Raw genomic sequence first — 26788 nt, forward strand, 5'->3', positions numbered from 1 at the left:
TTCAGGTTTGCGGGATTTCTTGCCAGCCGTCGGACCGGATCTTCGGTGCTTTAGCGATCAGGCACCGGGCCAGGTGTCTGACAGTCGATAGCCTTGTGGCCACGGATCACTTGGATCGAGCAGCAGTTGATGGGTGCCGGTAATCCAGGCCCGTCCGGATATGCAGGGGTAAATTGCGGGGTGCCCGGCCACTTCGGTCAGTGAGTCAATCCGACAGTGGAACTCGGAGCCGATAATCGAGCGCCCGATAAAGCGCTCGCCGACGCGCATCAAACCCTTGGCGTGCAACACCGCCATGCGTGCCGAGCAGCCCGTACCGGTCGGCGAGCGGTCGATCTTGCCCGGTTGAATCACCACTGCATTGGCGCCGGTGGCGATGCCGTTCTCATAAACGATGGGCGCGGCGATCTGGCAAAAGGAAATGTGCGACCACTCAGGGTTCAACGGATGCACGAAGCCCAATTGCTCATTGGCAGCACGGGTGATTTTCAGGCCGACCGCCACTAGATCGGCGGCTTCATCGGGACTGATTGCAAAGCCCAGGGTGTTGGCATCGGCGATCACAAAGCTGTCTCCGCCATAGGCGGTATCGACCTTGAGCGTGCCGACGCCTTCCACTTCGATCCACGCGTCGAGGCGATTGGCGAAGGACGGCACGTTTTTGATTTCTACCCGTTCGACCTTGCCGTCACGGCAATCGGCGACGGCCTCGATCAGGCCGCCGGGGGCTTCGAGTACCAAGCGGGTTTGAGGTTCGGTCATCGGCACAATTCCGGTGTCGAGCAACACGGTGGCCACGCACAAGGAGTTGGAGCCGGACATCGGCGGGGTATCTGCCGGTTCCATGATGATCCAGGCCATGTGCGCCCGTGGGTCCTTGGCCGGCACCAGCAGGTTGACGTGGCGGAACACCCCGCCACGCGGTTCGTTGAGCACGAAGTTGCGCAGGGTTTCATCCCTGGCGATCCAGCGCGACTGTTCCCACACCGTGGTGCCGGGCGGTGGTGCGACCCCGCCGACAATCACGTCGCCGACTTCACCTTCGGCGTGGCAGCTGACGACGTGAATCACTTTTGATGAGCGCATGGTTTGCTCCTTGTTTTGTCTGTCAGGGCCCTATCGCGGGCTTGCCCGCGATGGGGCCATTAGCTACTTCACCGATTTGAGGAACGCCGCGGTTTCAGCATGCACGGGATTACCAATGACTTGATCCGGTGAGCCGATCTCGTGCACCAGACCGTTGCGAAAGAACGCCACGCGGTCCGACACGTCCCGGGCGAAGCGGATCTCGTGCGTTACCAGCACCATGGTCATGCCGTCTTCGGCGAGCATGCGCATGGTGTCCAGCACTTCGCCGACCAACTGTGGATCGAGGGCCGAGGTGGCTTCGTCGAACAGCATGTAGTCCGGCGACATCGCCAGGGCGCGGGCAATGGCCATGCGTTGTTGCTGACCGCCCGAGAGCTTGCCAGGGAACACCTTGAGCTTGTCACCAAGGCCGACGTGCGTCAGTTGCTGCACGGCCAGCGCCTCGGCTTCGGCCTTGCTTTTGCCCAGGACCTTGCGCGGCGCGAGCATCACGTTTTCCAGGACGGTCAGGTGCGGGAAGGCGTTCCATTGCTGGAACACGATGCCGATTTTCTGTCGCAGGTGATTGAGGTCGGTTGCGCGGTGATGCACCTCGACGCCATCCACGCGGATGCTGCCTTTCTGGATCGGCTCCAGGCCATTGATGCACATCAACAGGGTCGATTTGCCCGAGCCGGAGCCGCCGATGATGGACACCACTTCACCCTTGTTCACCGTCAGGCTGACACCCTTGACCACATCAAGGTCGCCGAAGGATTTGTGTACGTTGTCGATCTCAATCATTTTCTTGCCACCTTCTTTCCAGACGAGCGCCGAGGCGTGCGACCACCAGGCTCATGACGTAGTAGATAAGGCCCGCGATGCACAGCACCAGCAGCGGTTCCTGAATTCGGGTCACGATGGTTTGCGAAGCGCGGAGCAGTTCGACGATGCCGATCCACATCACCAGCGCGGTGTCTTTCATCACCCCGAGCACCAGGTTCAGCCAGCCGGGGAAGGCCACCCGCGAAGCCATTGGCAGGACGATCCAGCGCAGGTCCTGGAAGAAACTCAGGCCCAGCGAACGGCTGGCCCGGCGCACGGTCAGCGGTACCGACAGCACGCCACCGCGCACGATTTCGGTGAAGTACGCGGCGGCGTAAACCCCGAGCACAATGCAACCCACGCTGAAAGCACTGATGTTCAGGCCGACGATGCTCTTGAGTGAGTTGAACAGCACGAACTGGATCAGCAGCGGTACGCTGCGAAAAACATCCAGCACCCACGCCAGTGGCAGGCTGGCCCGTGGCAACAGCGCACGCAGCAGGCCGAACACCAGCCCGGCGAACGTGCCGAGCAGGATTGCCCAGCAAGTCAGTTGCAGCGTGACCCAGGCGCCGTTAAGCAGGAACTGCAGGTCGTTCCAGGAAAAACTGGTGGAAAACATAGTCACGTCCTCAGTAACGGAACAGCCGCCAGGCCATCAGCCGGGCCGTCGCGACGATCGCCTTGGCAATCAGGTAATACAGCACCGCGGCGATGGTGAAATATTCGAAGGTGCGGAACGTCTTGACGTTGTAGTCCTGGGTCACGCCGGTGAGGTCATTGTTGAGCCCGACAATCACTCCCAGAGACGTCATCAACACCGCCCAGACCATCTGGTTGCTCAAGGGGTAGAACACGATCCGCAGCAGCTGCGGAACGACGATCATGCGGTAGGTCTGGAAGGCACTCATGCCCAGCGAGCGCGCGGCACGCACTTGCGTGCCAGGCACCGCCTTGAGCCCGCCGCGGAAATTTTCCGCGAGATAGCCGGCATTGTTGAAGGTGATCCCGGCCAGCAGAGCGAACCAGGAACTGACGTGCAGGCCCAGTGAGCCGAGGCCGAAGTACAGAACGTAGATCTGGAACAGCGACGGGGTATTGCGGGCAATCGACACCCAGCCGTTGCCGATACCGCGCAGCAGCGGGTGTCTGGTTTCGCGCATGACTGTCAGGGCCAGGGCGATCAGTACGCCGAAAATCATCGACAGCGCGGCGGTCTCGAAAGTGACCCAGGCACCGGCGAGCATGTCCGGCAAGGCGCGCAGGGTGGCGCGCCATTGGAAGGTGTAATCAAACATGCGCTAGGCTCTCCATCAGCAGGGCGGGTTGCAACCAGTTCGGCAGTCGCCCGCTGGCGCTGGCAGTGCAAGCGGCGTCAACGCACTCGGCGAGACTGGCGAAGTGCACTTTGCGTCCCACCAGACCGGGCGCGTAATGGGCGTATTTGCCCGAGTTGGTCATTAACGTTGTGGCGTTCGGCGGAATCACCGGCTCGCCGAGCATGCACCAGCAGGTGTCGGTCACCAGGGTGGCGCCGAAGGCTTCAATCACGCCGATGTGTCCGGCGTCACGCGCCTGTTCCAGCACTGCACGACCGCAAGTGATGGCGAGCACCACCTCAGGGTGTTTGTTCCGGCCGCGACACAGCCGTGCGAGGTGGGCGAACTCGCTGAGCGAAAAATGCGGGTTGCCCAGCGAGACCACCTCCACGTGGTTGTCACGGGCACTGTTGAGCTCGCGCCAACTGCGCAGCAAGTCCTCCAGGCGGATTGTTTCCACAGGCACCGGGACGTCGGCTTCCAGCACGTTTGCAGGGTCGAGTGCTTCGGGTGTGACCCCGGCGATATGAAACAACGGCGCGGCCGACGTGGTGGCGAACGCCGCCCCGAAAGCCTTCAGGTCGTCGAGGTCTGGCTGGCGCTGTTCCAGCCCCAGCACCACCGGAATCCGGCTGCCTGCGAGGGCACCGATGTGGTAGCCGAGCAAGGGGTAAAACGCATCGTCCAGCTCGCCCAGTTCCGGCAATTCGACGCGCATACGGGCCTTGCGTGGCGCGTCCAGATGACAACCGATCAGGGGCGCGCGGCCGGTCAGGGCGATGCAGATATCCAGGTAGTCCGGGTACTTCAGAGTGCGTGCGCCAAGCACGCTGTTGGCGTAGACCACCGCGTTGGATTCGGCCCAGACGATCTGCTCGCCGGCCTTCGGTGCGGTGTCGAGCAAGTAGGGGGCACAGGTGAAACTGAGCTGCGCGCCCATCGCCATGTAGGCATCACCCAAGGCACTGGCCGGTTCGCCGAGCAACGGGTCGATGCCCAACTCTCGCCAGCGACGCTGGTCCACGGAAATTGAATTGAGGGTGGTGGGCACGCGAACCTTTGCGCCCCAGTGCACCAGTTGTTCGGCAAAGCGCAGGCTCGCAGGTCCTGTGTAAATGCAACCGTCGATGTGGGCTTGAGAGATATCCACCAGTTGGTGGGCACCTTGCAGTTCGGCCATGCGCAGAACAATCTGCATGGCCACCTGCGCAGCTTTGCCATGCTCGCCGTCGAGCAGGGAACGGTCGAACCTGGTGAGCTCGATCGGCTCGTTGGATTTGCCTGTGTGCATCAGTATTTCGGTGGGCCGCCAGCCATCGATGGGCACGTGATCGAACGTCTCCAGCGAGGGGCCTTCGATTCGGGCGAAGGCTTTGCCGCGCAAGGTCGCAAAGGCCTCCTGGCCGATGCACAGCACCGGCAGAGAACGCTCGAAAATAGTCTGTGCCACGAGCACGCCCAACGTCAGAATCTCATCGGCTTCGGCCAGAACCAAAGCGGCAGGTGCATGACCGTTGCTGATCAGCTCCATCAGCACACTGCTGCCGGTACACGAACCGCGGCCACTGGGAATGGCCAGCACACGACCGCTCAGATGTTCGCCACTGAGCGGATGGTGACGGTCGATGACTTCACCTGTGCAAGGGTCGACACCGCCCCAGAAGCTCAGCCCGACATCGGCAAACAGCAGCGCGCCCTGGGCGGAGCCCGAGACCAGGTTACGACCGATGAGAGCAGTGGACCCAGGCATGTCGGACACCTCAGTAATAAACCTTCGGTACGGTCAGGTCGGTCGGCGGGATCTCGGTGCCGACCCATTTGACGAACAGTTCTTTATAGCGACCGCTGCGCACCTGCTGATTGACGAACAAGTTGAGGTAGTTGAGCAGGCCGTACTCGCTGCGTTTGGCGCCCAGAGACACATAGTCGATGGTGTAAGGCGCGTTGCCGGCGATTTTCAGGTTTTTGTATTTGCCCGACTTGATCGTCGCGGCGGCCACGGTATTGGTCACCACCGTGGCGTCGATGTGACCCTGCGCCACCGCCAGCAGTGTGTCGTTTTGTGACTGGTAGGCGCGGAAGGTGCCGCTGCCCCATTTCTTCACATCGCCTTCCAGGGCGATGGCTTCAAAAGTGCCGCTGGTGTTTCCCAGCGCTTTGCCCTTGATGTCATCGAAGCTATTGATGCCGGTGTTGTCGCGGGTCAGCACGACCATCTGAAAGGCAAAGTACGGCACGGTGAGGCCGACAGTCTTGGCCCGTTCAAGGGTGTCAGAGGTCGAGGCGACGATCACATCAGCCCGTCCGGAGATCAGTGCCGGAATGCGGTCCGGGAACGGCGTTTCCACCACTTCGGCCTCGACCCCGAGGATCTTCGCCAGGTCGTTGCAATAGTCCACGTCGAAACCGGCAGGCGCGTTGCTGGCATCGCGGAAACCCATGGGCGGGAAGTCCAGGGTCACGGCGCAGCGCAGCTTGCCAGAACCGATAATGTCGTCGAGCTTGTCGGCGTGCGCGGTGGCAATGAAGGAGGTACTGAGAACAGCGCTGAGGGCTACGGCAAATGCGGGGTTTTTCATAGAGGCCTCGTTCTGGGAAAGTGCTGTTAGATATCGTATTGAGGATTTCGTATACGATATTAACTATAGCAATGGCCGTGCCGGTTTTGCTTTTATCGCCGAATTTTTGCCAATCCTTGAAGCAGGGCGGCTCAGCGCAAGCGAATGGGCAACGGCGCGAGGGTGTCGATCAAGGAGGTGTTACGGAAGGGAGCACAGCGGGGGCTCAGCGCCCCTTAAAGGAACATTTTAACGACGGCTATCGCGGTACTCGCTGGGCGACAGACTGGTGAGGGCGCGGAATTGGCGGCTGAAGGCACTGTGGTCGGTGTATCCGCAGCGCAGAGCGATTTCGGTGATCGGCAAGTCGGTGTCAAGCAACAGACGCGAGCCTTCTTCCAGGCGGGACTTGTGGATCATCTGCCGTGGCGTGAGCTGGAACACCCGTTTGCAATGGCGTTCCAGTTGCGCCACAGAGAACCCGGCGATGGCTGTCAGTTCAGCAAGACTGATCGGTCGGGCGAAATGGCGGCGGATGTGCGCGTCTACGGCCGCCAGTTTCTGGAAAGCCGGATGGTTGGACTGGGGCAGTTGCAGGTCGCGGGAAATGCCGGCGAGGCCGACGATCCGCCCTTGTTCGTCACGCAGCGCGAGTTTATGGGTCAGGCACCAGACCGGCTGGTTGCCAAAATACAGATGCATTTCCAGTTGATCGGCCAGTTCACGGCCGGTGGACAACACGCGTTGATCCTGCGCGGTGTACAGCGGGCCGAAACGCTCAGGAAAGACTTGGTCGGCGGTCAAGCCGAGCAGTTGTTCGCTGTGCTTGAAGCCACAGCGCCGGGCCAGAGTCTGGTTGACGAAGATGTAGCGCGCCTCGCGGTCTTTGATGAAGAACACCACGTCCGCCAGGGTGTCGAGCAGCGTCGCGATGGGTTGCAGACTGTTCAGCAGCGTCGGCAAATCGCAGGGTTTGAACTGATTGAGTGAGGGGAACATAGTACTGGGGGCCTGGTGGCAACTACCGGGATCATAAAGACTCGGCAGCGCCCCCGAAACCCCGGCGCGAGCGTTTACGCGGGCGGGGTGTCGTCCAGGCACATCAGGGTTTCGATACGTGCCGGGCTGAACGGCGGTCGCGGGGCCGAGGGTTGCCAGTCGAACAGATACTGCACCGCGCCGCCACACACGCGTCCCTGACAGGCGCCCATGCCACAACGACTGGCCAGTTTTGCCGTGCGCCAGTCAACGTGCCCGGCCAGTGCAGCGTAGGGCACGTCTTCGCAACGACAGACCAGCGTGTCGGCCTGCGCCAGCGACTTGAGTTGCGGGTCGAGGCTGAAGGCGCTATTCAACGCCTTGGCGAAACCTTGCCAGCGCGCCCGACGTGGCCGCAATTGACGCGCCGCTGCGATGTTGCCGACGGCGGCATGCCCGGCAATTGCCCCTTCGACCAACGCCAGTTCACTGCCACCGAAACCGGTACATTCACCTGCCGCGTAGTGGTCGGCCCGGCTCGTGGCTTGCCAGGCATCGACCGCGAGCGCCGTGCCGTCGAGCGCACAGCCCAGCGCTTGACCGAGTTGGGTATTGGGAATCAGGCCGAAACCACAGGCCAGGCGATCACAGGCCAGTTCGACGATGTTGCCCTGTTGGCGCAGGCGCACTCCTTCCAGCCGTTCATTACCCAGGGCGGCCACGACGTGGGAGCCGGTGCGGTAATGACGATTAAACAGGCTAAAAGATTGCACAAGCTTGCCCGGCCAGCGCGGCAGTTGCAGGGCGAACCCGGCGACTGCGGAGGGCGAGGCCTGCTCGGCAATGCGCAATACGTCGGCACCGCTGTGTTTCGCGGTGGCCGCGCTGGCCAGTAACAACGGGCCGCTGCCGGCGATCACCACACGCTGACCCTGCACCGGCAGGCCGCCCTTGATCAGCGCCTGAAGGCCTCCCGCACCGGTCACCCCTGGCAATGTCCAGCCGGGGAAGGGCAGCAGCAACTCACGGGCACCGGTGCACAAAATCAGTTTGTCGTAGCCGATCAGCCATCCGTGATCGGCGTCTTCCACCAGCAATTGTTTGGGGCCGGAACAGGCGATCACACGGGTGCCACCGTGGTGGCGGATGTTACGGTTGGCGAGCAGTCGCTCGCGCATCTGTCGCGCTTGATTCGGCAGGCTGGCCTGAGGCCCGTCGCGCCAGATCTGGCCTCCCGGCAGTGGGTTGTCGTCGAGCACGATGATGCGTGCGCCACTGGACGCGGCAGCGAGGGCGGCGCTCATGCCGGCGGGGCCGGCACCGATGATCAGCAAGTCGGCGTATTCGTTCATGGTCGGGTCCGCACCTGCATGCCGTCATGGCACAGCGTCTGGCAGGCCAGTCGGCGGCGTCCGTCGATGGTCACCCGGCATTCCTGGCAAATACCCATTCCGCACAGCGGTGCGCGCCGCTGACCACTGATCGAAGTCCGACTGCAACCGTCACCGGCCAGGGCCAGTGCCGCGGCCACCGTCGTTCCTTCGGCGACGCGCAGGGTGCGGCCGTCCAGGATCAAATCAGGCATACACGGCCTCCCCGAGAAAGCGTTGCGGCAGATAGGCTTGCGCCGCTAATGGCGGCGTTTCATTGAACAGTTGCGCGACCAGCAAATCGGCGGTGCCGGGGGCCGTCGTGACCCCCAGACCCTCGTGTCCGACGGCCAGCCACAGGCCTTTGCGTTGTGGGTGTTGGCCAATCAATGGCAGCCCGTCCGGGCTGGCGGCGCGAAAACCGGTCCAGGCGCGGATGCCGTTGAGCTGAGCCAGGCCCGGCATGTACTCGGTGGCGCGCTTGAGCATTTTCGCCAGCATCCAGCCCTCGACCTGCGGGTCGGTGGTGCCGAATTGTCGCGAGGCACCGATGAACAGTTGCCCGGTCGGCCGGGGCTGAATGTTGCAGGCGGTCGAGGGGCCTGTGGCGTTGTGGGCGCTGGTGACATAACCCAGTTCCACCAGCGTGTGGGTGACCTTGCCGGGATAGCGGTCGGTGATCAGCAAGTGGCCTTTTTTCGGCTCGATCGGCAACTCGGGGCACAGGTCGTTGGCCTGGATGCCGTTGGCCAATATGACGGCCTCAGCGCTCAACCACTGGCCGTCGTCGAGTCGCACGCGATTGCCATCGACCTCGCAGACTCGCGCCCTGCGTTGTTCTATGTCGGCGGTGTCGAGCATCCAGTTGGCGGTTGCCGGGGCATAGAGAATGCCATCACCGTTGATCAACAAACCACCTTCAAGGCCTTCGCGCAATTCAGGTTCACGGGCGCGCAACGCGTGGCGAGCGATTAACTCGCAGGCAACGCCCTGGGTCTGAAGGTTCAGATATTTGCTGTGGGCCACGGCCATTTCTTCGGCATTGGCTGCCAGCCACAAAGTGCCGTTGCAGCGGTAGGCGCAGCCATCTGGTAAGTCCGGTGCCTGTTCGCGCCAGCGTTGCAGTGAGTATTGGCTCAGGGCCAGCTCGGCCGGGTTGTCGTCGAGCACCAGCAAGTGGCCCATTCCGGCGGCCGTCGCGCCGTGCAAGCCGGCGTCCAGCACCAGCACGCGCAAGCCGCGCCGCGCCAGCGCCTGAGCGCAAGCAGCGCCGATGATGCCGGCACCGATCACGATCACATCGGCCACCAGGCCTTGGCTCATGGGCGAATGCCCCAGGCGAACGGGTCGTCCTGTTCGATGATCAGGCTAGCCTCGGCACTGATGAAGGCACGGCCGCGAATCGTCGGTACGATGCGCTCGCCGTGGGGTTCGTAGGAGCCTTCGAACTCGCTGCCGATGACGCTGGCCTGTCGCCAGATCTGGCCCGGCTGCAATTTGTCATCGGCTGCCAGGCACGCCAGTTTTGCACTGGTGCCGGTGCCGCAGGGCGAGCGGTCGTAGGCCTTGCCGGGGCAGAGTACAAAGTTGCGGCTGTCGGCTTGCTCATCCTCGGCGAACAGTTCGACGTGGTCGATCACGCCGCCGTCTTCGCCGCGTATCCCCTGAACGTCCAATGCCTGCTGCACGGCGAAGGTGTAAGCGGTCAACGCATCCAGGTTGTCGCTGGCGACGCGCAGGCCATGGTCGGCGATCAGGAAAAACCAGTTGCCACCCCAGGCGATATCACCGACCACCTCACCGATCCCCGGCACCTGCAACGCCACGGCTTTGCGATAACGGTAGGCCGGCACGTTGCGCACGCTGACGGAACGGTCGTCGTGCAAGGTTGCCTGCACCGTGCCGACCGGCGTTTCGATGCTGTGCACGCCCGGGCCGATCTTGCCCAGGTGAGCAAGTGACGCCACCAGGCCGATGGTGCCGTGGCCGCACATGCCGAGGTAACCGGTGTTGTTGAAGAAAATCACCCCGGCGCAGGCCGCAGGGTCGACCGGCTCACACAACAGCGCGCCGACCAGCACATCGCTGCCCCGCGGTTCGAGCACGCAGGCGGTGCGCCATTGGTCGTGGTGTTCAGCCAGCCGTTGAAGACGTTCGGCCATGCTGCCGGTGCCCAGGTCGGGAAAGCCGGCGGTCACCAGGCGGGTGGGTTCGCCGCCGGTGTGGGAGTCAATCACGGTGATACGTTTCATGAATGGGCCACGTCCGTTCAGATGAGTGAACGCAAGAGTGGCCCGTGCGGGGGCTTGCAGGCTTGATGGTTTTATCCGGTGCCGATGACGAAATCGGCACAGTCCCGCGAGCGGTCAGTGGTGGTGGGGCAGGTGCTCGAACAGGGTTTTGCAGACCCCGGCGATGTGTTCGTCCAGCAGCTTTACCGCCCGGTCGACGTCACCGGCGCGGCAGGCTTCGAGGATCTCCCGGTGTTCGTGATCGGCGCGCTCCTTCCCCGCCGAGAGGCTCATCTGCATCCGCAGGTAACGTTCCAGTTTGTCGTTGACCGAACGGATCAAACTCACCAGAAACGGACGTTGTGCCGGTTCATAGAGGCAGGCGTGGAGTTCCCAATTAAGCTCGGCCCAGCGGCCCACGTCATCTTCGCCGACGAACTCCTGGCAGATACGTTCGGCGCGGGCGAAGGTCTCTTCCGTCATGTTGGGAATGGCCAGGCGCAGCACCTTGTCTTCGAGCAACATGCGTACTTCGAACATCTGCGCCAGTTCGGCATCGGACACCCGTGTGACCATCGCCCCGCGATTGCGCTGGAACATCACCAGACCTTCGGCTTCCAGGCGTTTGAGGGCTTCTCGTACGGGGATCTTGCTGACGTTGAACTGTCGGGCGATGTCGTCCTGACGAATCGGCTCGTCCTCGGCGAAATGCCCGGCGACGATGGCGTCACGCAGATGGCGAGTTATGATTTCAGAGGTCGAAGGCGCATTGCCCAAGTCTGGAGCGTTGAATTTGGGTAGGGTCACGGCGGCAGTCGTTCGGATTGAGTTGGAGATATGGTATACGAATTTTCGCTGGGCTCAGTGCTCTTGCGTTGCCTTCCGACAGCCGCCCCTGACTCTTTGTCGTTAATTGCCGAGGCGCCGGTGCAACAGTCCGATGCACGAGGTGTTGCGCATTTCGATCATTAAGTTGTCAGTTACGGTCATTGAGCGGCCGGGGGAGTGCTCATAGTCTGTTACACAAGACAGAGGGGCGCCAAAGAGCGCCCACACTTTTTCCGTGATCGCTCGTTGTGGAGTTACCGATGACCGCCGCTCATTACCCGCACCTGTTGGCCCCGCTGGACCTGGGTTTTACCACGCTGCGCAACCGTACCCTGATGGGCTCGATGCACACCGGTCTGGAGGAGAAACCCGGCGGTTTCGAGCGTATGGCTGCCTACTTTGCCGAACGTGCCCGTGGCGGCGTTGGCCTGATGGTCACGGGGGGTATCGGCCCGAACGACGAAGGCGGTGTGTACTCTGGCGCGGCCAAGCTGACCACTGAAGAAGAAGCGCTCAAACACCAGATCGTGACCCGAGCGGTGCACGAGGCGGGCGGCAAGATCTGCATGCAGATTCTTCACGCCGGTCGTTATGCCTACAGCCCGAAACAGGTTGCGCCGAGCGCCATCCAGGCGCCGATCAACCCGTTCAAGCCCAAGGAGCTGGACGAGGAGGGCATCGAGAAGCAGATCAACGATTTCGTCACCTGCTCGGCCCTGGCGCAAAAAGCCGAGTACGACGGCGTCGAGATCATGGGCTCCGAAGGTTATTTCATTAACCAGTTCCTCGCGGCCCACACCAACCACCGCACCGACCGTTGGGGCGGCAGCTACGAAAACCGTATGCGCCTGCCGGTGGAAATCGTCCGTCGCGTGCGCGAAGCCGTTGGCCCGAATTTCATCATTATCTTCCGTCTGTCGATGCTCGACCTGGTGGAGGGCGGCAGCACCTGGGAAGAAATCGTGACGCTGGCCAAGGCCATCGAGCAGGCCGGCGCGACCCTCATCAACACCGGTATCGGCTGGCACGAAGCGCGGATTCCGACCATCGCCACCAAAGTGCCGCGTGGGGCGTTCAGCAAGGTCACCGCCAAATTGCGTGGCTCGGTGAGCATTCCGCTGATCACCACCAACCGTATCAACACCCCGGAAGTGGCCGAGCAGATATTGGCGGAAGGCGATGCCGACATGGTGTCGATGGCGCGGCCATTCCTGGCCGACCCGGACTTCGTCAACAAGGCCGCCGCGGGCCGTGCCGATGAAATCAACACCTGCATCGGTTGCAACCAGGCGTGCCTCGATCACACGTTCGGCGGCAAGTTGACCACGTGCCTGGTCAACCCGCGGGCCTGTCATGAGACCGAACTCAATTACCTGCCGGTGCAGCAGATCAAGAAGGTCGCGGTGGTCGGTGCCGGCCCTGCGGGTCTGTCGGCTGCAACCGTGGCTGCCGAACGTGGCCATCAGGTGACGCTGTTCGATTCGGCCAGCGAAATCGGCGGCCAGTTCAACATCGCCAAGCGCGTGCCGGGCAAGGAAGAGTTCTTTGAAACCCTGCGCTACTTCAACCGCAAGTTGCAGACCACCAACGTCGAGGTCTGCCTGAACACCCGCGTTGACGTGGCGAAACTGGTGGAAGGCGGTTACGACGAGATCATTCTGGCGACCGGTATTGCTCCAAGAACGCCGGCGATTCCGGGTGTCGAGAACGCCAAGGTGCTGAACTACCTCGATGTGATTCTGCAACGCAAACCGGTGGGTAAACGTGTCGCGGTCATCGGCGCGGGCGGTATCGGTTTTGATGTGTCGGAATTCCTGGTGCATCAAGGCGTGGCCACCAGCCTCGACCGCGAAGCGTTCTGGAAAGAGTGGGGCATCGACACGCATCTGGAAGCCCGTGGTGGTGTGGCCGGCGTCAAGGCCGAAGTGCATGCGCCGGCCCGTGAAGTGTTCCTGCTGCAACGCAAGAAATCCAAGGTCGGCGACGGCCTGGGCAAGACCACCGGCTGGATTCACCGCACGGGTCTGAAGAACAAGCAGGTGCAGATGCTCAACAGCGTCGAATACTTGAAGATCGATGACGAAGGCTTGCACATTCGCATTGGTGAAACCGGCGAGCCGCAAGTGCTGGCGGTGGACAACATCGTGATTTGCGCCGGGCAGGATCCGTTGCGTGAGTTGCACGACGGGTTGGTCGCGGCCGGGCAGAACGTGCATTTGATTGGCGGCGCGGACGTGGCGGCAGAGCTGGACGCGAAGCGGGCGATCAATCAGGGCTCGCGGTTGGCTGCGCAGTTGTAATCACCGCAATCCCTGTGGCGAGGGAGCTTGCTCGCGCTCGGCTGCGCAGCAGCCGTAAATCAGTGATGGTGATTAACCTGACACAACACCATTGCTGAAAAAAGGAGTCCTTCGGACTCCAGCGGGCGCAAGCTCCCTCGCCACAAATTGGCTGCTAAGATGCTGGCTGTTTACCCAGAGCCGGCATCGATGTTTCTCCCTCCCAGTGACTGGCTACCCCAAGCCCCGCTCGAACCCCTTCGTCTTGATTGGCTAACCCGATCGAGCATCGAACTCTCCATCCTGCGCCTCGACCAGATCGACCCTCTGATCAGCGGCAACAAGTGGTTCAAGCTCATCGAACACCTCAAAGCCGCCGACCTCGCCGGTGCCGAAGGCATCATCAGCCTGGGCGGTGCTCATTCCAATCATCTGCATGCGCTGGCGGCTGCCGGCAAACGCTTGGGGTTCAAAACGGTGGGTTTGTTGCGCGGTCATCCGCAAGAAACCCCTACGGTCAAAGACTTGCAAGCATCCGGCATGCAGTTGCACTGGCTCGGTTATGGTGGTTATCGCGCGCGGCACGAGGCGGGTTTCTGGGAACCCTGGCGAGCGCAATATCCTGATCTGCTTCCTGTGCCCGAAGGTGGCGGAGGATTGCCCGGCGCAAAGGGCTGCATGCGGTTGAAGGTGATGGCCAGTGAGCAACTGAACAGTCTGGGCTGGAGCGGCTACGACGGTTGGTGGCTCGCCTGTGGAACCGGCACCACGCTGGCCGGCCTGGTGCTGGCCGAAGCGGGGGAGCATCCGGTTTACGGCGCGCTTGCTGTGCCCGACGACCATGGTGTGGCGCAGCAGGTCGAATCGATTGTGCAAGAAGCCGGCTTGCGCGACCCGGTGTGTGAACTGTTTGACGCCAGTCGCGGCGGCTTCGCCAAAGTCGATCCGTTGTTACTGGACTTCATCGCGCAGACCGAACAGGCCAGCGGCATTCCCCTCGAGCCGCTGTATACGGGCAAAGCGCTGTTGGCGCTCAAACAGCACATCGAGGCGGGTCGATTTGCCAAGGGCACTCGCCTGATCTTTGTCCACACCGGCGGCTTGCAGGGCCGCCGCGGGTTTCAATAAAAGGCGTTCAACCGCGCTTGGGCATCATCCGCAACAAGGTGTTATCGCCCACCACATAGTGATGATAGAGCCCCGCCACGGCGTGCAGCCCGATCAGCCAATAACCGATGGTGCCGCCGAGCACATGCCAGCCTTCGATCTGCCTGGCCAGCGCCTTGTCCTCCGACACCAGCAGCGGCAAATCAAAGCCATAGAACATCACCTGATGCCCCTTGGCACTGGTGACCAGCCAACCGAGGATCGGCATCGCGATCATGAAAATGTACAGCGCCCAGTGCATCAACCTGGCGAGGATGGTTTGCCAGTGCGGTGAGGCGGGGAAGATCTGCGGTGCCGGGCCGAGGCTGCGGGCGAACAATCTGAGCCAGACCAGCACGAATACAGTCAGCCCCAGCATGAAGTGCGATTCGGTGATCAGCGTTCGGCCGCCGCTGCCTTTAGGAAAGATCCCGCGAAATTCGATGCAGGCATACACCAGCGCCAGCAGGACCAGCATCAACCAGTGCAGGGTGATCGAGACGGTGCTGTAGCGTGAATCGGAGTTTTTCCACGGCATTCGGTGTTCCTCACAGGTCGGGTCAAGCCACCGTTCTTGGTCGACGGTGCACTTTCACTGTAATCCTGTTTCGCCGGGTTTGCCTGACGCCAGTGGCGGTTCAATGCTCTAGATCAGGTGATCGAGCAAAAAAAAGTGCCGCGTTCCCTTGTAGGAACGCGGCACTTTGGCTGGTGAATCAGTAGCTTTGCGGCATTTCACCCTTGGCCAGACGCTTGTTGATGTCGGCGATCACTTCCGGCAAGTCGGTGATGGTGTCGATCATGTAGTGCGGGCGCGAACCTTCGAACAGCGCGTGGATACGCTTGCGCTCGCTGGCCAGTTGATCGCTGCCGAGGGCGCGATAACCTTCGTAGTCCAGGCCCAGCGCGTTGCCCGAGCAGATCAGCGCGACGGTCCACATGCCAGCGCGACGGCCCTCGAGAATGCCGGGCACGGTGTCGTCGATCTTCACGCAAGCAGCAACATCGTCGATGCCCAGGGCGATGACGTTGGCCAACGCCTGAGCCGGCCATGGACGGCCGTTAGGCACTTCGTCGGTAGCCACCACGTGATCAGCGATGTAGCCGTTGGTGGCAGCCAGCTCGACCACTTTGTCCATGACCTGTTTCGGGTAACCGGAGCACGAGCCGATCTTGATCCCTTGCTGGCGCAGGTTGGCAATAGTGTCCAGCGCGCCCGGAATCAGTGCCGAGTGCTCGGCGATTTTCTCGATCTGCAACGGCATGAAGCGCTGGTAGATGGCGGTGACGTCATCATCGGTCGGCGTGCGGCCGAATGCCTTGCGATAGCGTTCGGCGACTGCCGGCTGATCGCACAGGGTGCGGATGTGGTCCCACTTGCCCATGCCCATGGGACCACGGGCTTCTTCGATGGACACCTGGACGTCGAATTCGGCGAAGGCCTCGACAAAAATCTGCGTGGGAGCGAAGGAACCGAAGTCGACGACGGTACCGGCCCAGTCGAGGATGGCGGCCTGGAGTTTAGTTGGGTTTGTGTAGTTCATGGTGATCAAATCCTGTGGCAACTGATTAATGAGGAGCTGCTTTTGGTGGGAGCGGCGGTGCGACGATTCGACTTGCTCGCGAAAGCGGTGCAGCGAGCGACATTTATGTTGAATGTCAGTCCGTATTCGCGAGCCCGCTCCCACAGGGGAAATCGGTGTGATTTAGATCTCTAACACTTCCATCTCGCGCAGCACGTCGGCAATCGCCGCCACGGCCGCGTGCATCTCGGTCTGGTTGACGTGGCCGATGCAGCCGACGCGGAAGGTTTCGACCTGGGTCAATTTGCCGGGGTACAGAATGAAACCCTTGGCCTTGACGCGTTCGTAGAATTCCTTGAACTGGTAGCGCGGGTCTTTCGGCGCGTGAAAAGTGACGATGATCGGCGCCTGGATGGCGGCGGGCAGGAAGCTGCGCAAGCCAAGTTTCGCCATGTCATCGAGCAACACTTTGCAGTTGTCGGTGTAGCGCTGATGCCGGACCGGCAAGCCACCTTCTTCGTTGTATTGCAGCAGGGCCTCGTGCAGCGCGGCGACCACGTGGGTCGGCGGTGTGAAGCGCCACTGGCCGGTCTTGGCCATGTAGGTGTGCTGGTCGAAAAGGTCCATCGCCAGCGAGTGCGAGTTACCGGCGGCATTGGCCAGCGATGCTTTGCGAGCGAAGACGAAACCCATCCCCGGTACGCCTTCCAGGCATTTGCCCGAAGCGGCGATCAGCGCGTCGAACGGCACCTGTTGCGCATCCACCGGCAGCGCGCCGAAAGAACTCATGGCGTCGATGATCAGGCGTTTGCCATGTTGCGCAATGACCTGGGCGATTTCCGGCAGCGGGTTGAGGATGCCGGTGCTGGTTTCGCAGTGAATCAGCGCGACGTGGGTAATGCTGGCGTCGGCCCGCAGCAGACGGTCAACGTCGGCGGCAGTGGTGGGTTCGTCTTCGGCGGTTTCAAACGTGCTGAAGGAACGGCCGAGCACTTCGCAGATTTTCGCCAGGCGTTTGCCATAGGCGCCGTTGATCAGCACCAGGACTTTGCCGTCACGCGGCACCAGCGTGCCGATTGCCGCTTCGACCGCGAAGGTGCCGCTGCCTTGCAGAGGCACGCAGTGGTGGCTGTCGCCGCCGTTGATGATCGCCAGCAATTGCTCGCAGAGGCTGGCGGTCAGTTGATTGAAGCGGTCATCCCATGAACCCCAGTCGACCATCATCGCCTGGCGGGTGCGGGCCGAAGTCGTCAACGGGCCGGGGGTGAGCAGGATGGGTTCGGCAGTACTCATTCTCGTGTCCTCGCAATCGATGGGATGAAGCTACGGGGCTTAAATTGCAATTTGCCGTGCTATCAATCAAATTGTTTGTTGTTATGCCAGCCATCAGTGAGGGTTATTCATGAACCTGTTCCAGCTCCGCGCCTTTGATGCGGTGGCCCGCGAGGGCAGCTTCACCCGGGCCGCCGCGCGGCTGTTCATTAGCCAGCCGGCAGTCACCGGGCACATCAAGGCGTTGGAGGAGCACTACCAGATCACTTTGCTGCGGCGCACCGCCCGACGGGTGGAGCTGACGGAGGAGGGCACCAAACTCGCAGCGATCACTCGGGCGATGTTTGGTCTGGCCGAAGAAGCGCAGGTAATGCTGGAGGCCAATCGTCAGTTGCTCACCGGCCGCCTGGAAGTGGCGGCGGACGGGCCGCACATGGTCATGCCGATGCTGGCCAGTTTGCGCGTGCGTTATCCGGGGATCACCGTGAACCTGCGCCTGGGCAATGCCCAGGAAACCCTGGCGGCGTTGTTATCGGAACATGCCGACGTGGCAGTGCTGACGGAGGTCGAGCCGCGCAAGGGTTTGCATTTGCAGGCACTGAGCGAGTCGCGGATATGTGCGCTGGTGCCCGCCGGTCATCCGTGGGCACAAAAGTCGAAGGGCGTGCAGCTCAAGGAACTGGATCAGGTCATCATGGTATTGCGCGAGCCAGGTTCGATCACCCGGCGCACGTTTGATGAAGCCTGTGTTCAGGCCAAGGTAAACCCGCGGGTGTTGCTGGAGCTGGACAGTCGCGAGGCCGTGACCGAGGCGGTCGCGGCGCAATTGGGGGTCGGGGTCGTGTCATCGGTGGAAGTCAGCCATGACCCTCGGGTAGCGGCGGTGCCGATCATGGGTGAGGGGTTGGTGAATCGGCACATGATCGGGTGTATGGAGCGGCGCAGGGACTTGAGGTTGATACAGGCGTTTTTCGGGTTGGCGCCGTAGGTGCTGTCTTCTGCAGCTTCTACAAAGGGGCTGCCCGCCACCGATTATTTTGTCGTGTTGGGGAGCTTGGATCGTCGCGGGTACCGGTCACGCGTTGTCACTTGGACAGTAAGCGTCAACGGTTGGTTGTGGATTTCGACGCCGTGGCCACGGTCCCGCTACCGCAATTGATGTACGAAGATTTTTTCAACCAGCGCTGATCCGGGTAGTACGAAAACAGCAACTGCCCGTCTTTCATCGAATCAATCAGCTTGTGTGCAATCGCCGGCCGTACCGCCGGGCAGCCCAGGCTTCTGCCGATTCGGCCATTGGCCCGTGCAAGCACCGGGCTGACATAAGGCGCTCCATGAATCACGATTGCCCGGTCAAACGCATTGTCGTTGAAACCCGGCTCCAGGCCTTCCATGCGCAGCGAATAACCGTTTTGCCCGACATAGCTTTGTTGCGTGCGATACAGCCCGAGACTGGTGGCAAAGCTTTCATTTTGATTGGAGAAGTTGACGGCCATGTTCTCGCCGCTGTTGCGGCCGTGGGCGACCAGTTCATGAAACAGCAACTTGCGCTTCTTCAAATCGAACACCCACAGGCGCTGTTCGGTCGAGGGCAGGGAATAATCGATCACCGCAAGTCTTTGGACAGGCGCAGCGCCTTGGGCGATGCTGCATTGCGAGGCGCGAACGGCGAGGTTAATGACGTTGGCGTTGGCTTTCGGGGCCGCTTTGATGAGGGCGGCCGCGAGCGAATCGGCGTAGGCTAACGGTACGGACATTGCAGTCAATAGCAGGGCCGGCAGCAGATAGCCAATACGTAGTGGCGCCATATAGATGTCTCATCATGTTAAGTTCGAGTCTAGCAGTGCATTGAAAGCCAGGCGTTGAATGCGGGAGATTAAGGATTATCCATGGTGCTTTTAACAAGGTTATTCGTCATAAGCCGCGTATTTTTTATGGGCTTTCTGATCAGCGGCACAGCGCTTGCGGAAACTTCGCCGATTGAGCCGACAATTGCGCCTAGCTCCGTTATCGAGGCGGAAGCAGGCGATAACGTCGGTCAGGCGATTCAGACCTCGCTTGAGCCGCTGAAAACCGCGTTTCCGCCGTTGCTGACCGCGCCGCGTCATCGGCGGGTGGATGTCAGCCGTCTGGTGATGGATTTTTATACGCATCGCGCTTATCGCGCAGCGTGGACCGATGACCGCGACGTCGCACAATTGATCGCCAGCTTGAGCGCGACTGACGCCGATGGTTTGAACCCGACGGATTTTCATATTGATGAGCTGATCCGATCCCGGACCACGATGCAGACTACGCCCGTCACCCCCGAGCAACGGGCGGCCTTTGATTTGGCGACGACGCATACGTTTATTACCGCGCTGCTGCAGCTGCGGCGGGGCAAGGTCGATCCCGCGCGGCTCGACATTCATTGGAATTTTGACGCCGATGGCGTCGACCCGCGCGACGACGTCAATGCTTTCTTCGCGGCGCTCGACAATCACGATGTAGCGAAGGCATTTGCCATCGCTCCGCCGCAAGAAGCGGTGTACGTGGGATTGCGTCAGGCGCTGGCGCAATTGCGTGGTATTCGGGATCGGGGCGGCTGGCCGCAAGTGGTTGTAGACCATTCGCTCAAGCCTGGCATGGACGAACCGGCTGTCGCGCAGTTGCGCGCGAGGATGGTCGCGGCAGGTTTTCTCGATCCGCGATTGATCCACGGTACGAAGTACGATGGCGTCGTCACCGCCGCAGTGAAAAAGTATCAGAACGAGCAATACCTCGGAGCGGATGGGATAGCGGGGGCGACGACGCTGGCGGCTTTGAATGTGCCCGTTGACGCACGCATTGATCAGGTTCGGGTGAACATGGAGCGGGCGCGCTGGCTGCTTTACAAGCTTCAAGGCACGTTCGTTATCGTTGATATTGCCGGCTACAAAGTAGCGATGTACCGCGATGGCCAGCCGATCTGGCGATCCCGGGTGCAGGTTGGTAAAGCGGCGCGCAATACGCCTATCTTTCAGGCGCAGATCACCTACGTCACGTTTAATCCGACCTGGACGGTGCCGCCGACGATCCTCAAGGAAGACGTGCTGCCGAAGATCCAGAGCAATCCCGGCTACCTGGCTGCCAACCGTATTCGTGTGATCGATCGCGAAGGCCACGAACTGGATCCTGCGGCCGTTGACTGGACCAACCCGCGTGGCATCAGTTTGCGCCAGGATGCCGGGCCCGATAGCTCATTGGGCCAGGTGGTCATCCGCTTTCCCAACAACTACGCGATTTATCTTCACGACACGCCGCATCGCGAGCTGTTTGCCAAGACTGTCCGCGCGACCAGTTCGGGCTGCATCCGGGTGGAGAACCCGCTGCAACTGGTGGAGTTGCTGTTCAACGACCCGGTTAAGTGGAACAGCGCCGGTATTCAGAAACAGCTGGCCAATGGCAAGACCGAGAATATTCGGCTACCGGTGAAAGTGCCGGTGTTGTTGGCCTACTGGACAGTCGATCTGGGCAGCGACGGGCGCGTCTCATTCAAACCGGATGTGTATGGCTACGATGAACCCTTGCTGCGGGCATTGAATCGACCTTCGCAAATGCCGGTGTTGAATCTACATGCGGCGACAGCATCGGCGGGAACTGGGCAGCCGTAGGGGAAATGGCTGTCAACCGTTCGGCACTTGCGCCGGGGCGCCAAAACAGCATCGCCTAATCTTTGATTTACTGGAAATTCTTCCGGTACTTACAAGGAAGGTGTGGCATGACTTCATTAAAGTTCGGCGCGTCCATCCTGTTGGTCTGCCTGGCAGGCTGCGCAACCACTCCGCGTAGTAACTACGAGCCACCGCCGGTGCCTGCATCGGCGGTGGCCCTTGATGACGCGCAGATAACCAGCACGCTGGTGGGAAGGAAATTTTACGGAACCACCCGAGAAGGCAGTCACCCTTATTCGATGAGTTTTGCGCCGAACGGAGTCGAGACATTCGAGATGGCGCCCTACAAACCGGAGAAGGAAAAGTGGACGCTGAAAGACGGGGTGATTTGTATTGAAGCGAAAGGCTACCCAACCGAATGCGGTCAGGTGAAGACCGCTAACAATGAGTATTGGTTTGTCGATCCGAAGAGCGGCAGAGTCAACGCGCACTTGAAACTGACGCCTTGAAGTTGAGCCGCATAGAGAAACGGGCGTTCATCTCACGCCCATTTCTCCTGTTCATGCCTTGCCCAGCGCCTCCCGCAAAAACTCCACCAGCCCTCGCTGCAATCCGGTCAGCGCGCCTTCGCGACTGATCAGCGCCAATTCTGTCGGCGGTAATTCGGGCAGATCAGTGCACACGGTGTGCTCTGGCAACACCGCCGAAGCGGGCAGCACCGACAGGCCCAATCCGGACGCCACCGCCGCCTGAATTCCCGTCAGGCTGTGGCTGCCAAACGCAACCCGCCACGGTCGCTGTGCCACATCCAGCAGGCGGATTGCCCGTTGCCGATAAATGCAGCCTTGTGGGAACAGCGCCAATGGCAAGACGCCCTGGGCGGAGTCGACCCCCGCACCTTTGACCCACACCAGCGCTTCCGGCCACGCCGCCCAGCTTGGGCCGCTGTCCGGTTCACGCTTGACCAGTGCAATGTCGATGGCGCCCGTCGCGAGCTTTTGCTTGAGATCGGTGCTCATGCCGCTGACGGTTTCCAGCCGCGCTTCAGGTCGGCTGCGGTTGAAGCCGGCGAGGATCACAGCCATACGCCGTGCATCGAAATCCTCCGGTACGCCAATGCGCAGTATTTCCAGGTCGAGATCACTGGCGAGGGCTTCCACCGCCTCCGAGGACAGGGCCAACAGGCGCCGGGCATAGTGAATCAGCAGCTCGCCGTGCTCGGTGACGCTGATGTTCTGTCCTGTGCGGTCGCGAAGCAGCAGCGCATGCCCGACCAGTTCTTCCAGTTTGCGAACCTGTTGGCTCACGGTGGATTGGGTGCGGTGTACACGTTCGGCAGCGCGGGTGAAGCTGCCTTCGTCCACCACGCAGACGAAGCTCTTGAGCAGTTCGAGATCGAGCATGGCGGGCTCCTTTGATATTCGATTTATCACTGACGAGTCGATATTAATTTAATTTCACACTATCACCGTTCGCTCGTAACCTGAAGATCACTTTTCAGAGGATAGGACCATGGCACTCAAAAACGCTCCACGCCCCGAGTGGCTGACCTTCGATTGCTACGGCACGCTGATTCAATGGGATGAAGGTTTGAAAGCCGTGGTCGCGCAGATCCTGCGCGACAAGGGTGATCACACCGTCGATGTCGATCGCCTGATCGAGGTGTATGACCGGCACGAACACCGGCTGGAGCAGACACCGCCGCATCGTGCGTTCCGGCAGTTGAGCACCCTTGGGTTGCAAATGGCGCTGGAGGATCTGGGGTTGGCGAGCTCGGACGAAGACAGTCAACGGCTGGCAGCGGCAATCCCGAAAATGCCGCCGTTTCCCGAGGTGATCGACACGCTTGCCCGGCTCAAGACGATGGGCTTCAAGTTGTGCATCGTGTCCAACACCGATGACGACATCATCGCCGGCAACGTGGCGCAACTCGGTGGCCACATCGATCGGGTCATCACCGCCCAGCAGGCCGGCGCCTACAAGCCCGATCCGCGGTTGTTCGACTACGCTCACGCGCAGCTGGGCGTCAGTCGTGATCAGGTGGTGCACATCTGCGCGAGCCCGACGCTGGACCACACCGCCGCGCGCGATATGCATTTTCGCTGCGTGTGGATCGACCGCGGCACCGGTCGCCAATTGCTGCCCGACTATCAACCCGATGCGATATTGAGCACGCTGGATCAAGTCCTGCCCTTGTTCGAATCCCTTGGCTGGTAAACCCCGGAGTCATTGTCATGGCACACACTCTTGCAGGCGGTTCCCGTTCCGCCCGTTACACCGACCTGAACCTGGACTTGCCGGCTGTCATCACGGCGCGCTCGGAATTGGCGGCGTGCTTTCAACTGGCGGCACTGCATGGGCTGGAGGAGGGGATCTGCAATCACTTTTCCGCCATGGTGCCGGGGCGCGATGATCTGTTTTTCGTGAACCCCTACGGCTACGCGTTTGCAGAAGTCACTGCGGACAACCTGTTGGTCTGCGACTTCCACGGCAACGTCGTGGCCGGCGAAGGCCAGCCCGAGGCGACCGCGTTTTACATCCATGCGCGCCTGCACAAACTGCTGCCGAGGGTCAAAGTGGCGTTCCACACGCACATGCCCCACGCCACGGCGTTGTGCTTACTGCAAGGCCCGCCGCTATTGTGGCTGGGGCAAACAGCGTTGAAATTCTACGGGCGTACGGCGGTGGACGAGGATTACAACGGCCTGGCCCTCGATGAGTCCGAAGGTGACCGGATTGCCAGCGTCATGGGCAATGCCGACGTCCTGTTTTTGAAGAACCACGGCGTGATCATCGCAGGGCCGACCATCGCCGAAGCCTGGGATGATCTGTATTACCTGGAACGCGCCGCCCAGGTGCAATTGATGGCGATGGCGACCCAGCGCGATCTCAAGCCAGTGCCTCCCGCCATTGCGCAACGTGCCTACGAACAAATGCGCCTGGGAGATGCAGAAAGTGCTCAAGCGCATTTGCGCAGTGCAATGCGACGCCTGCCCAAAGGACAATTGCCCCGCACCATCCCGTAGACTAAGCTCGCAAACATTAAGGGTTTTGGGCCTTCGCCCATGCCTTACCCTTGCAGGACGAGCTTTTGCCTATCTCCGGTGACGACCCGCGCGACGCCAGTGGCGTCAATTTGAAACGGCTACCCCTGCGCAAGGCGGCGGTGCTGTTTATTGTCGTGGTGTGTCTGTGCCTGTGCGGTTTGCTTTATCTGCAACTGGAGCAATCGCGCCGGCACGATCTGGCGGTGGCCGAAGTGGCGTCTTCGAACCTCACCCGCGCCATGGCCCAGCAGGCTGAAGACACATTCATGAAGGCCGACCTGGTACTGACCAGCCTGGCGGACTGGATTCAGGTTGATGGGTTCGTCCCGGCGCAGATCCCGCGTCTACAGAAAACGTTTGCCCGACGGGTACAGACACTCAGTCAGTTGCACGGGATCTTCCTGTTCGATCAAAAGGGGCAATGGGTCGTCACCTCATTCGAGGATCTGCCCCGCGGCCCCGGCGTGGCGGACCGCGACTATTTCCTGTTTCACCAGCAGAACGTATCGTCCCTGGCGCACATCGGCCCGGCGATTCGCAGTCGCGTGAATGGCGAGTGGATCATTCCGGTTTCCAAGCGGGTGAATGACAAGGACGGCCATTTCCAGGGCGTGTTGCTGGCCGGCATCAAAATGTCCTACTTCGATCAGTTTTTCAAAAGCTTCAGCATCGATGACGACGGCTCTATTTTTCTGGCGCTGACTGATGGAACGCTGCTGGCGCGACGGCCGTTTGTGGAAGCGCAGATTGGCCAGTCACTGGCCAAAGGGGAGATTTTCAGCAAGTACCTGGCAGGCGCAATGTCCGGCAACGCCATGATCAGTTCTGTACTCGATGGCACTGTCCGCTTGCAAGGCTACCGGCAACTCGACGCCTATCCGCTGGTGGTGTCCGCGGCCTCGTCCCGGGATTCGATTCTCAAGGGCTGGTATGACACGGCGTTTAAATCCAGCGTCATTGTGGCGCTGGTTGTGCTGGGCGTGGGGCTGTTCGGTTGGGTGTTCGTGCGCCAGGTGCGCCTCGGTGAACGGGTCGAGAAGGATTTGCGCAAGGCCAAGGAGGCGCTGAAGCTGATCGCGACCCATGACAGTCTCACCGGCCTGGCCAATCGCCGACTGTTCGAACAAGCGCTGGACCTCGAGTTTGGCCGTGGAATCCGGCAGTCGAGTTCGTTGAGCCTGATCATGCTCGATATCGATTACTTCAAGCGCTACAACGACGCTTACGGCCATGTCGCGGGTGACCATTGCCTGGCCGAAGTGGCGAGGGTGGTGAAGAGTTGCTGCCATCGAACCACCGATCTGGCGGTGCGTTACGGCGGCGAGGAATTCGCTGTGTTGCTGCCGAATACGGATATTCAGGGTGCGATGGTCATTGCCGAGCAGATCCGCCGCAGCGTCATGACCCGGAACATCAATCACAGCGCCGCGCCCAGTGGTTATGTGACGGTCAGTCTCGGTTGTTATGCCTTCGTACCGACGCGCCTGGACAGCACCGAAGTGCTCATTGAGCGCGCGGACGCGGCGTTGTATCAGGCCAAGCATTCCGGACGAAACCGTTCGGCGGTGCTGTCGATGGACGGCGGTGTCGGGGAACTGATGCGCTCGGATCGTTGAGATGAGGTCGGCTTGCGCGCGGTCAGCTACCGCCAGTTTCGCCTCCCGCACCTGAGCGACTGGAGCTGCCCGTTTCGCCGGAGCTGTCGCTTGAAGAGCCCGAGCCGCCATCGCCCTTATTGCCGCCGTCGCTGCTGTGGCCGCCGGAAGGCTCACCGGGATCATTGTTGGGCGCCATCGTCGATCCGGCCGACGCAACCACCGGAATGCGTGGATGTCACACACTGAACACACATGTCCGGAGCGCTGGCCCATGAAGAATCTGCGAGTCGCAACGTTCAACGTCAATGGCATGCGCGCCCGGCTGCCAAACCTGCTGGCCTGGCTGGAGCGGGAGAAACCGGACATCGCCTGCCTGCAGGAGCTCAAGTCGGTGGACAGTGCATTTCCTGCCGCAGAGCTTGAGGCTGCCGGCTACGGCGCGATATGGCAGGGTCAAGCCTCGTGGAACGGGGTGGCGATTCTGGCCCGGGATGCGCAACCACTGGAGAGTCGCCGTGGTTTGCCGGGTGACGACGGTGATACCCACAGTCGGTATCTGGAGGCCGCCGTGCACGGTGTCCTGGTGGGCTGCCTGTATCTGCCAAACGGCAATCCGCAGCCGGGGCCGAAGTTCGATTACAAGCTGGCCTGGTTCGAGCGGCTGATTGCCTACGCCAAGGATCTCCAGAGCAGCGAACACCCGGTGGTGCTGGCCGGTGACTACAACGTGGTGCCGACTGACCTGGATATCTATAACCCACGGTCCTGGCTCAAGGATGCGCTGCTGCAACCGGAAAGCCGCGAGTGTTATCAACGGTTGCTGGATCAGGGGTGGACCGACGCCCTGCGACATCTGTATCCGGAGGATCGGCTCTACACCTTCTGGGACTATTTCCGACAGCATTGGCAGAAAAATTCCGGGTTGCGCATCGATCATCTGTTGCTCAACCCGGCGCTGAGCCCTTATCTGCAAGACGCGGGTGTCGATGCGTGGGTGCGCAACGAGCCACATGCCAGCGACCATGCCCCGACGTGGATTCAACTGGGTTCACGCAAGCGCCGTTGATTGTCCATGCGTGGCGATTGGCGAAATCAATTGTCGGGTGGACCGCTT

General features: G+C 61.1%; 26 protein-coding genes. 9 read left to right on the forward strand and 17 right to left on the reverse strand.

All coding sequences use genetic code 11. The annotated features are described in order from the left end of the window. Positions 1-57: 57 nt before the first annotated feature. The 12 genes from ACM1ZW_RS18820 to ACM1ZW_RS18875 form a co-directional block, all read right to left on the reverse strand. Entirely contained in the window at positions 58-1086 is a 1029-nt protein-coding gene (locus ACM1ZW_RS18820; protein WP_414878667.1) for a trans-3-hydroxy-L-proline dehydratase, read from the reverse strand. 63 nt (positions 1087-1149) lie between these two features. Next, complete coding sequence (locus ACM1ZW_RS18825; protein ID WP_414878668.1) at positions 1150-1872, reverse strand: amino acid ABC transporter ATP-binding protein; 723 nt, start codon at positions 1870-1872, stop codon at positions 1150-1152. Then, on the reverse strand, positions 1865-2515 hold the full coding sequence (locus ACM1ZW_RS18830) for an amino acid ABC transporter permease (protein ID WP_414878669.1): 651 nt from the start codon (positions 2513-2515) through the stop codon (positions 1865-1867). The genes ACM1ZW_RS18825 and ACM1ZW_RS18830 overlap by 8 nt, the downstream gene beginning before the upstream one ends. A 10-nt stretch (positions 2516-2525) precedes the next feature. Next, positions 2526-3191 (reverse strand): amino acid ABC transporter permease, encoded by a 666-nt coding sequence (locus tag ACM1ZW_RS18835; RefSeq protein WP_150712582.1) that lies wholly within the window; start codon positions 3189-3191, stop codon positions 2526-2528. Next, on the reverse strand, positions 3184-4962 hold the full coding sequence (locus ACM1ZW_RS18840; RefSeq protein ID WP_416739016.1) for an aconitase X: 1779 nt from the start codon (positions 4960-4962) through the stop codon (positions 3184-3186). The genes ACM1ZW_RS18835 and ACM1ZW_RS18840 overlap by 8 nt, the downstream gene beginning before the upstream one ends. Positions 4963-4972: 10 nt before the next feature. Next, complete coding sequence (locus ACM1ZW_RS18845) at positions 4973-5791, reverse strand: transporter substrate-binding domain-containing protein (RefSeq protein WP_414878672.1); 819 nt, start codon at positions 5789-5791, stop codon at positions 4973-4975. 228 nt (positions 5792-6019) lie between these two features. Then, entirely contained in the window at positions 6020-6769 is a 750-nt protein-coding gene (locus ACM1ZW_RS18850) for a helix-turn-helix domain-containing protein (protein WP_416739017.1), read from the reverse strand. A 74-nt stretch (positions 6770-6843) separates the two neighbouring features. Continuing rightward, positions 6844-8100, reverse strand: coding sequence for an FAD-dependent oxidoreductase (locus tag ACM1ZW_RS18855; RefSeq protein WP_416739018.1), 1257 nt, complete (start codon positions 8098-8100; stop codon positions 6844-6846). After that, positions 8097-8333, reverse strand: coding sequence for a 2Fe-2S iron-sulfur cluster-binding protein (locus tag ACM1ZW_RS18860; RefSeq protein ID WP_414878675.1), 237 nt, complete (start codon positions 8331-8333; stop codon positions 8097-8099). Before ACM1ZW_RS18860 ends, ACM1ZW_RS18855 begins: the two co-directional genes overlap by 4 nt. Beyond that, positions 8326-9441 carry an NAD(P)/FAD-dependent oxidoreductase gene (locus tag ACM1ZW_RS18865; protein ID WP_414878676.1) on the reverse strand — a complete coding sequence of 372 codons (1116 nt, stop codon included), beginning with the start codon at positions 9439-9441 and terminating at the stop codon, positions 8326-8328. Before ACM1ZW_RS18865 ends, ACM1ZW_RS18860 begins: the two co-directional genes overlap by 8 nt. After that, positions 9438-10370, reverse strand: a complete 933-nt coding sequence (locus tag ACM1ZW_RS18870) for a 4-hydroxyproline epimerase (protein WP_416739019.1) — start codon at positions 10368-10370, stop codon at positions 9438-9440. Before ACM1ZW_RS18870 ends, ACM1ZW_RS18865 begins: the two co-directional genes overlap by 4 nt. 114 nt (positions 10371-10484) lie before the next feature. Then, complete coding sequence (locus tag ACM1ZW_RS18875) at positions 10485-11156, reverse strand: GntR family transcriptional regulator (RefSeq protein ID WP_223451005.1); 672 nt, start codon at positions 11154-11156, stop codon at positions 10485-10487. A 281-nt stretch (positions 11157-11437) separates the two neighbouring features. Here ACM1ZW_RS18875 and ACM1ZW_RS18880 point away from each other — a divergent pair, with 281 nt between their 5' ends. Together ACM1ZW_RS18880 and ACM1ZW_RS18885 are read left to right on the forward strand one after the other, a co-directional pair. Continuing rightward, on the forward strand, positions 11438-13477 hold the full coding sequence (locus ACM1ZW_RS18880; protein WP_017339691.1) for an FAD-dependent oxidoreductase: 2040 nt from the start codon (positions 11438-11440) through the stop codon (positions 13475-13477). Between the two features lie 189 nt (positions 13478-13666). Next, entirely contained in the window at positions 13667-14584 is a 918-nt protein-coding gene (locus tag ACM1ZW_RS18885; RefSeq protein ID WP_416739020.1) for a 1-aminocyclopropane-1-carboxylate deaminase/D-cysteine desulfhydrase, read from the forward strand. A 7-nt stretch (positions 14585-14591) separates the two neighbouring features. Here ACM1ZW_RS18885 and ACM1ZW_RS18890 read toward each other — a convergent pair whose 3' ends face one another. The 3 genes from ACM1ZW_RS18890 to ACM1ZW_RS18900 all read right to left on the reverse strand — a co-directional run bounded on the left by ACM1ZW_RS18890 (position 14592) and on the right by ACM1ZW_RS18900 (position 17418). Continuing rightward, on the reverse strand, positions 14592-15140 hold the full coding sequence (locus ACM1ZW_RS18890) for a cytochrome b (RefSeq protein WP_017339689.1): 549 nt from the start codon (positions 15138-15140) through the stop codon (positions 14592-14594). Positions 15141-15318: 178 nt separating this feature from the next. Further along, positions 15319-16146, reverse strand: coding sequence for a phosphonoacetaldehyde hydrolase (gene phnX, locus ACM1ZW_RS18895; protein WP_017339688.1), 828 nt, complete (start codon positions 16144-16146; stop codon positions 15319-15321). Between the two features lie 162 nt (positions 16147-16308). Further along, on the reverse strand, positions 16309-17418 hold the full coding sequence (locus ACM1ZW_RS18900) for a 2-aminoethylphosphonate--pyruvate transaminase (protein WP_416739021.1): 1110 nt from the start codon (positions 17416-17418) through the stop codon (positions 16309-16311). Positions 17419-17527: 109 nt separating this feature from the next. Here ACM1ZW_RS18900 and ACM1ZW_RS18905 point away from each other — a divergent pair, with 109 nt between their 5' ends. Beyond that, positions 17528-18385 carry a LysR substrate-binding domain-containing protein gene (locus ACM1ZW_RS18905; RefSeq protein WP_017339686.1) on the forward strand — a complete coding sequence of 286 codons (858 nt, stop codon included), beginning with the start codon at positions 17528-17530 and terminating at the stop codon, positions 18383-18385. Positions 18386-18500: 115 nt separating this feature from the next. Here the strand turns inward: ACM1ZW_RS18905 and ACM1ZW_RS18910 are convergent, their stop codons facing one another. Continuing rightward, on the reverse strand, positions 18501-19205 hold the full coding sequence (locus ACM1ZW_RS18910; protein WP_017339685.1) for a murein L,D-transpeptidase catalytic domain family protein: 705 nt from the start codon (positions 19203-19205) through the stop codon (positions 18501-18503). 81 nt (positions 19206-19286) lie between these two features. Here ACM1ZW_RS18910 and ACM1ZW_RS18915 point away from each other — a divergent pair, with 81 nt between their 5' ends. Together ACM1ZW_RS18915 and ACM1ZW_RS18920 are read left to right on the forward strand one after the other, a co-directional pair. Further along, entirely contained in the window at positions 19287-21029 is a 1743-nt protein-coding gene (locus tag ACM1ZW_RS18915; RefSeq protein WP_416739022.1) for a L,D-transpeptidase family protein, read from the forward strand. A gap of 107 nt (positions 21030-21136) precedes the next feature. After that, positions 21137-21538, forward strand: a complete 402-nt coding sequence (locus ACM1ZW_RS18920) for a hypothetical protein (RefSeq protein WP_017339683.1) — start codon at positions 21137-21139, stop codon at positions 21536-21538. 51 nt (positions 21539-21589) lie between these two features. Here ACM1ZW_RS18920 and ACM1ZW_RS18925 read toward each other — a convergent pair whose 3' ends face one another. After that, a complete protein-coding gene (locus tag ACM1ZW_RS18925) occupies positions 21590-22432 on the reverse strand; it encodes a LysR family transcriptional regulator (protein WP_414878682.1) in 843 nt (280 codons plus the stop codon). 109 nt (positions 22433-22541) lie between these two features. Between ACM1ZW_RS18925 and ACM1ZW_RS18930 the strand changes: the two genes are divergently transcribed. The 4 genes from ACM1ZW_RS18930 (at position 22542) to ACM1ZW_RS18945 (ending at position 26740) form a co-directional block, all read left to right on the forward strand. Further along, positions 22542-23246 (forward strand): haloacid dehalogenase type II, encoded by a 705-nt coding sequence (locus ACM1ZW_RS18930; protein ID WP_414878683.1) that lies wholly within the window; start codon positions 22542-22544, stop codon positions 23244-23246. 17 nt (positions 23247-23263) lie between these two features. After that, complete coding sequence (locus tag ACM1ZW_RS18935; RefSeq protein WP_017339680.1) at positions 23264-24055, forward strand: aldolase; 792 nt, start codon at positions 23264-23266, stop codon at positions 24053-24055. A 65-nt stretch (positions 24056-24120) separates the two neighbouring features. Next, complete coding sequence (locus ACM1ZW_RS18940; protein ID WP_017339679.1) at positions 24121-25692, forward strand: GGDEF domain-containing protein; 1572 nt, start codon at positions 24121-24123, stop codon at positions 25690-25692. A 253-nt stretch (positions 25693-25945) separates the two neighbouring features. Beyond that, complete coding sequence (locus tag ACM1ZW_RS18945) at positions 25946-26740, forward strand: exodeoxyribonuclease III (RefSeq protein WP_017339678.1); 795 nt, start codon at positions 25946-25948, stop codon at positions 26738-26740. Positions 26741-26788 lie beyond the last annotated feature (48 nt).

Source organism: Pseudomonas sp. NFX71 (assembly GCF_048079215.1).
GTDB classification, from domain to species: domain Bacteria; phylum Pseudomonadota; class Gammaproteobacteria; order Pseudomonadales; family Pseudomonadaceae; genus Aquipseudomonas; species Aquipseudomonas fluorescens_B.

Bases quoted from the DNA above. Each gene is read 5' to 3' on its own strand.
- ACM1ZW_RS18820 (WP_414878667.1), bottom strand. From the start codon at position 1,086: ATGCGCTCATCAAAAGTGATTCACGTCGTCAGCTGCCACGCCGAAGGT.
- ACM1ZW_RS18825 (WP_414878668.1), bottom strand. From the start codon at position 1,872: ATGATTGAGATCGACAACGTACACAAATCCTTCGGCGACCTTGATGTG.
- ACM1ZW_RS18830 (WP_414878669.1), bottom strand. From the start codon at position 2,515: ATGTTTTCCACCAGTTTTTCCTGGAACGACCTGCAGTTCCTGCTTAAC.
- ACM1ZW_RS18835 (WP_150712582.1), bottom strand. From the start codon at position 3,191: ATGTTTGATTACACCTTCCAATGGCGCGCCACCCTGCGCGCCTTGCCG.
- ACM1ZW_RS18840 (WP_416739016.1), bottom strand. From the start codon at position 4,962: ATGCCTGGGTCCACTGCTCTCATCGGTCGTAACCTGGTCTCGGGCTCC.
- ACM1ZW_RS18845 (WP_414878672.1), bottom strand. From the start codon at position 5,791: ATGAAAAACCCCGCATTTGCCGTAGCCCTCAGCGCTGTTCTCAGTACC.
- ACM1ZW_RS18850 (WP_416739017.1), bottom strand. From the start codon at position 6,769: ATGTTCCCCTCACTCAATCAGTTCAAACCCTGCGATTTGCCGACGCTG.
- ACM1ZW_RS18855 (WP_416739018.1), bottom strand. From the start codon at position 8,100: ATGAACGAATACGCCGACTTGCTGATCATCGGTGCCGGCCCCGCCGGC.
- ACM1ZW_RS18860 (WP_414878675.1), bottom strand. From the start codon at position 8,333: ATGCCTGATTTGATCCTGGACGGCCGCACCCTGCGCGTCGCCGAAGGA.
- ACM1ZW_RS18865 (WP_414878676.1), bottom strand. From the start codon at position 9,441: ATGAGCCAAGGCCTGGTGGCCGATGTGATCGTGATCGGTGCCGGCATC.
- ACM1ZW_RS18870 (WP_416739019.1), bottom strand. From the start codon at position 10,370: ATGAAACGTATCACCGTGATTGACTCCCACACCGGCGGCGAACCCACC.
- ACM1ZW_RS18880 (WP_017339691.1), top strand. From the start codon at position 11,438: ATGACCGCCGCTCATTACCCGCACCTGTTGGCCCCGCTGGACCTGGGT.
- ACM1ZW_RS18885 (WP_416739020.1), top strand. From the start codon at position 13,667: ATGTTTCTCCCTCCCAGTGACTGGCTACCCCAAGCCCCGCTCGAACCC.
- ACM1ZW_RS18890 (WP_017339689.1), bottom strand. From the start codon at position 15,140: ATGCCGTGGAAAAACTCCGATTCACGCTACAGCACCGTCTCGATCACC.
- phnX (WP_017339688.1), bottom strand. From the start codon at position 16,146: ATGAACTACACAAACCCAACTAAACTCCAGGCCGCCATCCTCGACTGG.
- ACM1ZW_RS18900 (WP_416739021.1), bottom strand. From the start codon at position 17,418: ATGAGTACTGCCGAACCCATCCTGCTCACCCCCGGCCCGTTGACGACT.
- ACM1ZW_RS18905 (WP_017339686.1), top strand. From the start codon at position 17,528: ATGAACCTGTTCCAGCTCCGCGCCTTTGATGCGGTGGCCCGCGAGGGC.
- ACM1ZW_RS18910 (WP_017339685.1), bottom strand. From the start codon at position 19,205: ATGGCGCCACTACGTATTGGCTATCTGCTGCCGGCCCTGCTATTGACT.
- ACM1ZW_RS18915 (WP_416739022.1), top strand. From the start codon at position 19,287: ATGGTGCTTTTAACAAGGTTATTCGTCATAAGCCGCGTATTTTTTATG.
- ACM1ZW_RS18920 (WP_017339683.1), top strand. From the start codon at position 21,137: ATGACTTCATTAAAGTTCGGCGCGTCCATCCTGTTGGTCTGCCTGGCA.
- ACM1ZW_RS18925 (WP_414878682.1), bottom strand. From the start codon at position 22,432: ATGCTCGATCTCGAACTGCTCAAGAGCTTCGTCTGCGTGGTGGACGAA.
- ACM1ZW_RS18930 (WP_414878683.1), top strand. From the start codon at position 22,542: ATGGCACTCAAAAACGCTCCACGCCCCGAGTGGCTGACCTTCGATTGC.
- ACM1ZW_RS18935 (WP_017339680.1), top strand. From the start codon at position 23,264: ATGGCACACACTCTTGCAGGCGGTTCCCGTTCCGCCCGTTACACCGAC.
- ACM1ZW_RS18945 (WP_017339678.1), top strand. From the start codon at position 25,946: ATGAAGAATCTGCGAGTCGCAACGTTCAACGTCAATGGCATGCGCGCC.